This is a genomic window from Mesorhizobium sp. ArgA1, assembly GCF_053714375.1.
In genome coordinates, this window is the sequence record NZ_JBSKBQ010000075.1 from 1 (window position 1) to 2,125 (window position 2,125).

Below are 2,125 nucleotides of genomic sequence, written 5' to 3' on the forward strand. Positions count from 1 at the left end.
CAGAGATTCTCATCAGAAGGCGATGAGGTAGTTCCCGGCACGGCGCGAAAACGACGACGATTCCCACCAATGCCCTGTAGCGCAGCGCCAAGGAGTCGATGTGCGCCACCGCGAGGACCGGCGATCCGATCCGTCGGACCCCCGCTGGCGCGGGCGGCACCAGCGGAGGAGGAAGCGCCGGAAGCCTGAGAGTCAGAGCGTATCCGATCTACGGCCGAATCGAACAATTTTTCCTGTTCGCCAGCCTTGGGAGCCAGAGCGCGAGAGCCGCCAGCGCTCGGAGTCTCGCTGGCGTCAGATCTAGAAACGGGCAACTTTCCCCGCTCGTCAACGTTTCTCACAATTGAACTCCAATGTGAGGCGACATTGCCGCCGGCCTTCAGGCTACGTGCCCGTTTGGCCGCTTATATTCGTCTTACCTGACGTTGGGCTGACGGAATGGCCGACGAGGGGCGCCGACGCCTTTGAAAGGAGATGTGGCATTTTGGCCGACTACGGCCCAGGATCCCCGCGCGGATCGGCCTGGGTGGCCTAATCGGCCCGAAGCTGAGAGGTGGAACGGCCCTTCTCAAACGGCATCAAGTGCCTAACGTGGTCGTGTTGAAACGCCACAAAGAGGAAGGACCGCTCCATGGAGAAGACTACCACAATCGGGCTCTAATGCCGAGCGTATAAAAATGCCGAGCCAGCCCGGACAAACAATTCTCCGGTACGTGGCTCGGCATAATTTTCTTTTCCTTCCCCGAGGTGAGAACTCTTTGCGTTACAAGCCATCGAGGAATGCAAGAAGCTGGTCCTCGGGTACGAAGCGCATGGATTCTACCGGCTCAAGGGGTTTGAGCTTGGCAAGAGCCGCGATCTTGAGATCGATATGGGCATGCAGATAGGCCTGTGTGGTCAGGATAGACTCGTGCCCTAGCCATAGGGCGATCAGGGTGATATCGACGCCCGCCTGAAGCAACTCCATAGCCGCCGAGTGCCTCAGCACATGGGGTGTCACCCGTTTTTTGCGCAATGACGGGCATTGCTGCCGAGCGATCTTTACGTACTTGGCGAGCGGGAACTGGATGGCGTCGGAACTGAGGTGTCCACCGTGTACTTTGGAAACAAGGCGGATGAGTCTCGACGAGGGTGCTCTTTCAACCACGTCTCAAGGACACGGCGGGCGTACTTCGTGAGCGGTGTGCGCCGCTCCTTGCGGCCTTTGCCAAGGCAGACGACATGTGCCCCGGTACCCAGTTTGATGGATTCCCGCTCGAGGCTGGTCAGCTCCGAAATGCGCAAGCCTGTCTGCACCGCGAGGAGCAGTAACGTGTAATCGCGACGACCAAGCCAGGTTGCTTTGTCGGGCATGGCCAGGATCGCATCAACCTCTGGGCGCGACAGGAAATGGACTTCGCGCTTACCGTGGAGCTTTCCGGGGATGGCAAGAATGCGCTGGACCTGCGCGCTATGGGCCGGCTCTTCGAATGCGACGTACCGGAAAAAAGTGCGGATCGCCGACAGCCTCAAATTGCGCGTCGTGATACTGACCGAGCGATTGTCTTCCAGGTCCTCGAGGAACGCGACAATAAGTGGTGCATCGAGATCTGTAAGCCGCAGGTTGGACGGCGCCACGTGCAGCCTGGCGTGCGCGAACCTGAATAACAGGCGAAAGGTGTCGCGGTAGGATGCAAGCGTGTGCGGACTGACGTTGCGCTGATGGACAAGGCGGTGTGTAAAGAACCGTTCGATCAGCGGCGCGAGTTGGAGATCCTGCGTCATGACAGTGTCTCCCATCGCGCTTCGAGTCTTCGGGCAGCTTCCCCCATGAGTTCGGGGCAGGCCGACAGGTACCAATATGTGTCGCGAACACGGCCGTGCCCCAGGTAGGTGGAAAGGACCGGAAGAAGTTGGTCTACGTCCTTGTCGGCCCGATACCAGCGCAGCAGCGTAGCAACGGCAAAACCGTGCCTCAGGTCGTGCAGGCGGGGTCCTGTGCGAGCGCCGCGCGGTCGCAGGCCGATCTTTAGCCCGTCTTATGCACGACGACCCGTCTGAGAGGCGGGGGATGTAGCCTAAGCGATTGATTTGGCGTAGGATTCGGTTGTCTAAGCCAACCCTGCCACCACATTTCGCGAGCCAC

General features: G+C 59.6%; 1 pseudogene. It reads right to left on the bottom strand.

Annotated elements, in window-relative coordinates:
- Positions 1 to 763: 763 nt before the first annotated feature.
- Positions 764 to 1,764 (bottom strand): annotated as a pseudogene (locus tag ACWGTI_RS32270) (tyrosine-type recombinase/integrase).
- Between the last annotated feature and the right edge of the window lie 361 nt (positions 1,765 to 2,125).